The organism is Shewanella sp., assembly GCF_047975355.1.
GTDB lineage: Bacteria > Pseudomonadota > Gammaproteobacteria > Enterobacterales > Shewanellaceae > Shewanella.
The window spans coordinates 55,613-63,494 of record NZ_JBKEDJ010000026.1 but is presented as its reverse complement, the minus strand read 5'-3'; the positions used below and the strand labels follow the sequence as shown (position 1 = coordinate 63,494).

Sequence of the window (7,882 nt, the reverse complement as noted above, 5' to 3'; positions counted from 1 at the left end):
GATTCCCGTCGTTAATATAAAGAGTTTGCCCGAGTGGTGGAATCGGTAGACACAAGGGATTTAAAATCCCTCGCTGGTAACAGCGTGCCAGTTCAAGTCTGGCCTCGGGTACCATTATTATAATGGTGACAGCTCAAAGCGAGCTGAAGCGTTAAACTTCGTTACTTATATTTTTGAAATATAAGTAAAATAACGAAGCAAAGAGTTAAAAATATCAATAGCTGTGCTTGCGATATTCAGAGTTTGCCCGAGTGGTGGAATCGGTAGACACAAGGGATTTAAAATCCCTCGCTGGTAACAGCGTGCCAGTTCAAGTCTGGCCTCGGGTACCATTATTCTTAGTGAATAGTAAAAAAGCCTCAACATCAGTCGGGGCTTTTTTGCATTTGCTGCACTGATTTCTTCGTTTTGTTTTACAGCGACTTTTATCCTCTCATCTAGAGCCTCTGGTGCTCTGTCAGCCACTTTTATTACAGGCTCTAGTCTGACCTTGTGATCTTCTTATTTCTGCACTCTGAACTTGATAGCGTCAAACTCAGCAGGGGCAGGTTACGTTTTATCTCCAAAGCTCATTGCCAAAGTTATGTCGTTAACCTTGACTCATAAAAAAGCCCCGTGGTTTTTCACGAGGCTCTTTACACATCCACAATACTACTCATTTATCGCTTGTTTTAGCGCAGTCGCCGCTTTAAAGCTTGGCTGGTTAAAGCCAGCAATCTCCATCGTCTCGCCAGTTTGTGGGTTCCGACCCGATTTAGGTAAATGATAACGTAACTCGAAGGTGCCGAATTGTGGCAGGAAGACTTTCTCACCTTCGCTTAAGGCGATATGGATCTGTTGTAGGATCTGTTCGACAACAGGTTTAGTGCTGGCCTGGGACTGTTCAAGCGAAGTGGCGATACGTTGGATAAGTTGTGCTTTGTTCATTGAAACCTCTGAATTCAGCGAAAGAGCAGGAAAGGGGAGTTATAACAAGCTCGGGATCAGATTGAAAGCCTAGGTTTACCAAAGCGGCTTAACTGCTGCTTTATTGGTTAGCGGTGGTAACTCACCTTTTCTTTAAACGGAAATACGCCTCATATAAGTAGCGTTATGGGCTAAGTGGGCCTAGTGGAGTTTAGCGCTAAGGTGGACGTGAAACGATAAAGCGTTTTAACACTGATAGTTACGACTGTTCCACCTTTGACAGGTTGTAAGAAATGGCATTGCTTTCGCAGTGTATAAACAACACTGTGTCTACTAAGCGCCCTTGCGGGCGCTGTCAGAGTTGGGGTTAAACGTAGGAATAATAAGGGACTTGTCGTGGACTTAAGAAAACAAGGTCTCTTCCAATGTCCGTCCTTTCAGCAGCATCTTGTATTGCCAATGCTGCTGCTTAAATAGGGCGAGCAGGGCGGTTTCAACCTCATAATGGCGATTTGCCGTGTCATCCAATTGGATAACAAATACATGGGCTTGTTTTGAGGTGATATTCACTACACCGGGTATTTGACCTACGGTTTGGATCAGCGCTTCACTGTCGCAGTTTTCCATCGTAAGGGTGAGATAATCACTGCCGCTATTGGATGAGCGCATCGAAATGGATTGGCCCAGCTCACCTTTATCTAGATACAGCACTTGGTCACAGAGCTTTTCGAGCTCGTCCAAGTTATGCGAGCTGATCAAAAAGGTGGTGCTGGGCGACAGCGTTCTGACGAGTTCACGGATTTTCTTGGCATTGGCGGGATCGAGTCCTGCGGTGGGTTCATCTAACAACACCAGCTTAGGCGAGCCGATTAAGGCTTGGGCAATCGCCACACGTTTACTCATCCCGTGGCTTAGACTTGGTGGCTTTTGCTGCGCCACCTCGGCTAAGTCGACCAAATTCAGCACTCGCAGGGCTTCTTGATTTGCCTGCTTGCTATCCATCCCTTGTAGACGCGCAAAGAAGCTTAACTGGCTGATAATGGTTAAATTGGGGTCGAGCGTTGCATCCTGTGGCAGGGCGGCAATTTGCCCTAATAATGCTGGACTATTGGGCACTTCTCCCAGAATACGAACCGAGCCCGCGCTTGGGGTGAGATAACCACAGAACAGGCTAAACAGTGTGGTTTTACCTGCACCGTTAGGGCCAACCAAGGCGATGGGCGCACCTGCTTCGAGGGTTAAGTTAACGTTATTGAGCGCTTTTTTACTGCCATAGTGTTTGGACAGTCCTTGGCATTGAATGAGGATCATAGTTGACTCCTTTGGATATAAACGCGGCCAAGGAAGAGGGCGAATGCGGTTTGTAATAGGGGGATTGGTGCGTAGGCAAAGCTCTGGAGTCCATTGGTGTTGACCATGTTCGACAGCTGAGCGCCAGGCAATATCCATTGTAAGCCTTCAAATAGGCTGGATTGATTACCCAAAATCAATAGTGCAATTGAGACGACCGTCCACAAGATGGTGGCGAGCACCATGGCCTGTCTTGCCGTGTTGGCATAGAGGGACAATAAGGTCATGACCGCGGTAAAGGGTAAAATCACGATAAGCAAGTTGACACCGACCAAGGCCCCCGACGTTAATGCAGGTAATAACAACCCGATATCGCGAGTGAGTGCTAGCGCTATGGTGGCGAGGATGGTCAATAAGATCAGTAGACCTTGGATCAAGATTTGTCCTAAAAAGCGGCCAAAGAGTAGGCTGTCTTTGCTGGTTCTTAGGGTATAGAAGCGCAATGTGCCACGGGATTTGTCTGAGGAGAACTGATCGGCGGCAATCAAAATACTGAACATGGGAAACAGATACAGCGCAAAGCACCAGAAGATAGCCATTTCCGCCACGGGCCAGTCAAACAGCACATTGAGTGCTTGGCTACCTAAGAGACCGTCGATCAGATCTTTGATATTGGGCTGCATCAATAGGGTCGAAGCGCCTTGGATGGGATAGAGCAATAGCATGCCCCACACTAATGCAAAGGCGATAAGGGCGATAATCCCGCGAAGGTTAAAAAGAAATTTGCGACATTCAAAGCCTGCGATCAAAAGCATGTTGTTGAATGTACTGGGAGTGTTTTGTGTCATTCGCTATCTCGTCAGTGAGTGAGCGGACAAACTCTCACGTTAGTGGTCATCATCATTGAGAGTGACCCATAGCAAAAGTCGTCCGCGGCGCGGTTATGATAAAGAAGCGATAAGCGATTCTAACTTATCTTTAAGTTCAGCCACTTGCTCTTCAAGCTGTGTGACTCTCGCTTCTAGTTGTTGTCTATCCTGCTCGTTTAACGGGTGTGCATCTGCATTGGTGGCACTGGTGAATGACGCGGCGCTAATTTGCTCCGCGCCTTGGGAGAACAGCTCAGTATAACGGCATTCACGCTTACCCGGCTCCCGTGGCAGTTGAGCCAGTACGGGTTTATCTCGCTCCATCAATTGTTTAATGCAGGCTTCCACTTCGAGCACATCTTTAAAGTCGTGCAGCCTGTTGCTGCGGGTACGCAATTCGCCCGGCGTTTGTGGGCCGCGAAGCAGCAGCAAACAGACAATGGCTACCGCCGCGCTGGAAAGTTGTAACTCGCTAAATTCGGTGTTGCAGAATCTGTGCTTATATTTGACGACTCGGCTACCAAAGCCGGATTGCTCGCTGATTAAGCGCTTTTTATTCAATGAATCGAGGGCGTCTTGAACCTGCGCTTCGCTTAAGTCCAATACGGGATCGCGGCTGGTTTTTTGATTACAGGCGAGGGTCAGGGCATTGAGTGAAAGCGGGTATTGCTCTGGTGTGGTGACTTCTTTTTCAAGTAGGCAACCGATAACTCTGGCTTCGTGTAACGTGAGTTCCATATAAGCTCCAAAGAAAAAAGCATGGCTTTGTTATAACAGAGCCATGCTTAATATCCTAGCGCTTGTCGGTAAACTGAGGTTTAAGGCAAACTATTTGTACAAATAAAGCACGAACATGGGGGCCAGAGAGTGCTAAGTCCCGTATTCGGTTGATTATTCTGCCTAATCAGTCTGCTTCAGTCAGGCGTAAACCATCGTCGTCGATACTTAATTTGCCTGCTTTAAACAGGCCGCCGATGCTCTTCTTGAAGGCTTTTTTGCTCATGCCGAGTTGCTCGTAAATCACTTCGGCATCGGTTTTATCGGTCAGTGGTAAGAAGCCACCCGCTTGCTTAAGTTTCACTAAGATAATGTGCGCGTGCTTATCGAGCTCTTGCTTACTGCCTTGCTGCAAGACCAGATCGATTTTGCCATCGCGGCGAACCTGTTTGATAAAGCCTTTGACTCTTTGACCAAAACGCAGCTTTTGGAACACTTCATTTTGGTAAATCACGCCCCAATGGGCATGGTTAATAATGGCTTTGTAGCCTAAATCTGTGGTGCCACCGATATATAAGTCGACCTGTTGACCCACTTCGTACTGAGCCGGGGTTTTATCGAGGAACTTATCGATTTTTGATGAGGCGACAATACGTTCATCCGCGCGGTTAACATGCACGTAGACGAGGTAAGAGCGGCCTTCTTCGATGGGTTTATGCTGCTCGCCAAAGGGCAGCAGCAGATCTTTATCTAATCCCCAGTCTAAAAATGCACCGTAAGGCCCCGTTGCTACCGCTTTTAGATAGGCAAACTCACCGACTTGAGCAAGCGGTCTGCCCGTGGTGGCAATGACGATATCTTCAGAGTCCAGATATAAAAATACCTCTAGCCAGTCACCGACTTGGCAATCTTTTGGGGTGGCTTTGTTGGGCAGTAACACTTGGCCAAACTCGTGGGCATTTAAATACACACCGAAGCTGACTTGTTTTACCACCTCAAGTTTGCAGGTTTTTCCTATCTGTATCATGTAGCTCTCTATCTAAGGATGTCATTCGGCGCTGATTATAACCGCTTTATCCGTAAACAGCAGCTTCCAGTTCGGCTTTTAGGTAATCGCTTTGGGAGCAACGACTCAGTGACTGTCAAAAATCATCTTGAATGGGATGATTATTAGCAATTTATTCAATAACACTATTAAAAAATATTGAACGTAATAAAAGTCAGATTTTTTGCTAACCCATTAATTTGTATTTGGTAATATCGTTTATCGTTATCGTACCTGTTAATAGGGTGTTTGTTATATTTTAATGAAAAATATTAAATGAGATTCTTACTTGCATTCTGTGACATTGCGCGGTTTAATTGCGCCGTTTAACGACTTCGCTCGTTACAGACATGACAAATATTACGTGAGTTGTAATGGTTTTATGGTTCACAGGTCATTCACCGTGTAACGTACAATTTATAATGGTTACATGGGGTTAAGAGGAATTGTTTAGCTAATGCACAAGCATCCATTTTTTGCTCTTTGCCTAAAAGCATCACAATGTCAGCGCTCAATCGTTATGCCCTATGACGATACTAGCCTTAAACATCTCACGTTAATCCGTATCAATTCTGGCCGCGAAGAAGCCAACAGTCCCCTGTTACAGTAATCTTGCCTGTTATTAGGTGTGCTCGATCTTATCTTGCCGCTTAATATGTAATGTTGTTCCTTTAGTGTTACCTGTTGTTGTAGACATGCTTGAACCCCCTTTTTAGCAAATTTTGGGTTTGAGCTGTGATGCGACGCCTAACGTTAGGGTTTTGGGTGTTTTTTAACCTCAAAGCGCGCTAAGGTTAATGCCAATGGTGAGAAACTTTGGCGATAAAGGGTGGTATGAATGCAATCTCCTGCCATCGCCAAAGTAATAAGAATGTGGGGTCTATCCCGGCTGCGTTAAGGAAAAACGCATCAATGTCACCTAAGCTGGGTTGATTTTGCTGCATTAAACAGGGTGAGTTCATCCTAATTGTATGTCAGGTAACTATATGTTTACCTGGGTTTGTCGAACGGGCGGTCGTGCAAGATTGCAATGGCCGTTTAACCCATTTTTTTATAGACGGGCTAAATAAAAATGAATGATTGGTCTATTGATGCTGCTCGTGCTGGGTACAACGTTACCCACTGGAGCCAAGGTTTTTATGGGATCAGCGACCAAGGAGAGGTGACAGTGTCGCCGGATCCTAAGAATCCTGATCACAAGATTGGCTTAAATGAGCTAGCAAAAGACATGGTTAAAGCAGGGGTCGCTTTACCTGTATTAGTTCGTTTCCCGCAAATTCTGCACCACAGAGTGAACAGTTTGTGCCAAGCATTCGACCAAGCGATACAAAAATATGAGTATCAGGCGGACTATTTGCTGGTTTACCCAATTAAAGTAAACCAACAAAAAACTGTAGTAGAAGAGATCCTTGCGAGCCAAGCATCAAAAGAAGTTCCACAATTAGGCCTAGAAGCTGGCAGTAAGCCAGAATTAATGGCAGTACTGGCCATGGCGCAAAAAGCCAGTTCAGTAATCGTATGTAACGGTTATAAAGATAACGAATACATTCGCTTAGCATTAATTGGTGAGAAGTTAGGCCATAAGGTCTACATCGTTTTAGAAAAACTGTCTGAGCTGAAGATGGTGCTGGCCGAGTCTAAGCGTTTAGGGGTGAAACCTCGCTTAGGTCTTCGTGCCCGCCTTGCATTCCAAGGTAAAGGCAAGTGGCAAGCCAGCGGCGGCGAAAAGTCTAAGTTTGGTTTATCTGCGGCACAGATTTTAACTGTAGTAGATCAGTTAAAAGAAAACGATATGTTGGATTCGCTGCAGTTATTGCACTTCCACTTAGGTTCGCAAATCGCCAACATCCGTGATATTCGTCAAGGGGTGAGCGAAGCGGCACGTTTCTACTGTGAATTACGCGAGTTAGGCGCCAGCATCAACTGTTTCGACGTCGGCGGTGGTTTAGCGGTGGATTACGACGGCACACGTAGCCAAAGTAACAACTCGATGAACTATGGCTTAAGCGAATACGCAAACAACATCGTTAACGTGCTTACCGATATCTGTAATGAATACGAGCAACCTATGCCACGTATTATTTCAGAATCTGGCCGTCACTTAACGGCGCACCATGCGGTGTTGATCACCGATGTGATTGGTACTGAAGCCTATCAGGTAGAAGAAATCCAGCCGCCAGAGGAAGAATCGCCACAGCTGCTACATAACATGTGGCAATCTTGGACTGAGTTGAGCGGTCGTGCCGATCAACGTGCCTTGATTGAGATTTACCACGATAGCCAAAGCGACCTGCAAGAAGCGCAATCGCTGTTTGCCTTAGGTCAATTAAGCTTGGCAGAGCGTGCGTGGGCTGAACAGGCTAACCTGCGTGTATGTCACGAAGTGCAAGGCTTGTTAAGCACCAAAAACCGTTACCACAGACCGATCATCGATGAGTTAAACGAAAAGTTAGCCGATAAATTCTTCGTTAACTTCTCGTTATTCCAATCCTTACCGGATGCTTGGGGTATCGATCAGGTGTTCCCTGTGCTGCCACTATCGGGTTTAGACAAAGCGCCAGAGCGCCGCGCTGTCATGCTGGATATTACCTGTGATTCTGATGGTATTGTTGACCAATACGTAGACGGTCAAGGGATTGAAACCACGCTGCCAGTGCCAGCTTGGAGTGCCGAAAGCCCATATTTGATTGGCTTCTTTATGGTGGGCGCATATCAAGAGATTTTAGGCGATATGCACAACCTGTTCGGTGATACCAACTCTGCGGTGGTGAGCATTGAAGAGAACGGTATGACCAACATTGAGTCGGTTCTTGCTGGTGACACAGTAGCTGACGTACTGCGCTATGTTAACTTAGATGCGGTCGACTTTATGCGCACCTACGAAGAGTTAGTGAACCAGCATATTGTTGAAGAAGAACGTGCACAAATTTTAGAAGAATTACAAGTAGGCCTAAAAGGTTACACTTATTTAGAAGATTTTTCTTAATATTGAGTGTGTTGAAAGAATCAGCCTAGGGACACTTAGGCTGATTTTTGTTTTTTTAGCGTTTGGGAT

The 7,882-nt window shown here is 46.0% G+C and carries 7 protein-coding genes and 2 tRNA genes; 4 read left to right on the top strand and 5 right to left on the bottom strand.

Annotation, left to right across the window (positions count from 1 at the left end):
• The first annotated feature begins 27 nt into the window (after positions 1-27).
• Positions 28-114: transfer RNA gene (locus tag ACK5NH_RS09430), tRNA-Leu, on the top strand.
• Positions 115-245: 131 nt separating this feature from the next.
• Positions 246-332 (top strand) — tRNA-Leu (locus tag ACK5NH_RS09425).
• Positions 333-651: 319 nt separating this feature from the next.
• Here the strand turns inward: ACK5NH_RS09425 and ACK5NH_RS09420 are convergent.
• The 5 genes from ACK5NH_RS09420 to ACK5NH_RS09400 all read right to left on the bottom strand — a co-directional run bounded on the left by ACK5NH_RS09420 (position 652) and on the right by ACK5NH_RS09400 (position 4,809).
• The gene (locus ACK5NH_RS09420) at positions 652-927 is read right to left on the bottom strand and encodes an HU family DNA-binding protein (RefSeq protein WP_037425710.1); all 276 of its coding nucleotides are present in this window, start codon (positions 925-927) and stop codon (positions 652-654) included.
• Between the two features lie 381 nt (positions 928-1,308).
• Complete coding sequence (locus ACK5NH_RS09415) at positions 1,309-2,217, bottom strand: ABC transporter ATP-binding protein (protein WP_416919502.1); 909 nt, start codon at positions 2,215-2,217, stop codon at positions 1,309-1,311.
• On the bottom strand, positions 2,214-3,044 hold the full coding sequence (locus tag ACK5NH_RS09410; RefSeq protein WP_416919500.1) for an ABC transporter permease subunit: 831 nt from the start codon (positions 3,042-3,044) through the stop codon (positions 2,214-2,216). Before ACK5NH_RS09410 ends, ACK5NH_RS09415 begins: the two co-directional genes overlap by 4 nt.
• A 93-nt stretch (positions 3,045-3,137) precedes the next feature.
• On the bottom strand, positions 3,138-3,803 hold the full coding sequence (locus tag ACK5NH_RS09405) for a YceH family protein (protein ID WP_416919498.1): 666 nt from the start codon (positions 3,801-3,803) through the stop codon (positions 3,138-3,140).
• 166 nt (positions 3,804-3,969) lie between these two features.
• Positions 3,970-4,809 carry a S1 RNA-binding domain-containing protein gene (locus ACK5NH_RS09400; RefSeq protein ID WP_416919496.1) on the bottom strand — a complete coding sequence of 280 codons (840 nt, stop codon included), beginning with the start codon at positions 4,807-4,809 and terminating at the stop codon, positions 3,970-3,972.
• A gap of 475 nt (positions 4,810-5,284) precedes the next feature.
• On the opposite strand from ACK5NH_RS09400, the gene ACK5NH_RS09395 reads away from it, so the two are divergent.
• Together ACK5NH_RS09395 and speA are read left to right on the top strand one after the other, a co-directional pair.
• Positions 5,285-5,437 carry a hypothetical protein gene (locus ACK5NH_RS09395; RefSeq protein ID WP_011622337.1) on the top strand — a complete coding sequence of 51 codons (153 nt, stop codon included), beginning with the start codon at positions 5,285-5,287 and terminating at the stop codon, positions 5,435-5,437.
• 462 nt (positions 5,438-5,899) lie between these two features.
• Complete coding sequence (gene speA / locus ACK5NH_RS09390) at positions 5,900-7,813, top strand: biosynthetic arginine decarboxylase (RefSeq protein WP_416919495.1); 1,914 nt, start codon at positions 5,900-5,902, stop codon at positions 7,811-7,813.
• The last annotated feature ends 69 nt before the right edge of the window (positions 7,814-7,882 follow it).

Bases quoted from the DNA above. Each gene is read 5' to 3' on its own strand.
- ACK5NH_RS09420 (WP_037425710.1), bottom strand. From the start codon at position 927: ATGAACAAAGCACAACTTATCCAACGTATCGCCACTTCGCTTGAACAG.
- ACK5NH_RS09415 (WP_416919502.1), bottom strand. From the start codon at position 2,217: ATGATCCTCATTCAATGCCAAGGACTGTCCAAACACTATGGCAGTAAA.
- ACK5NH_RS09410 (WP_416919500.1), bottom strand. From the start codon at position 3,044: ATGACACAAAACACTCCCAGTACATTCAACAACATGCTTTTGATCGCA.
- ACK5NH_RS09405 (WP_416919498.1), bottom strand. From the start codon at position 3,803: ATGGAACTCACGTTACACGAAGCCAGAGTTATCGGTTGCCTACTTGAA.
- ACK5NH_RS09400 (WP_416919496.1), bottom strand. From the start codon at position 4,809: ATGATACAGATAGGAAAAACCTGCAAACTTGAGGTGGTAAAACAAGTC.
- ACK5NH_RS09395 (WP_011622337.1), top strand. From the start codon at position 5,285: ATGCACAAGCATCCATTTTTTGCTCTTTGCCTAAAAGCATCACAATGT.
- speA (WP_416919495.1), top strand. From the start codon at position 5,900: ATGAATGATTGGTCTATTGATGCTGCTCGTGCTGGGTACAACGTTACC.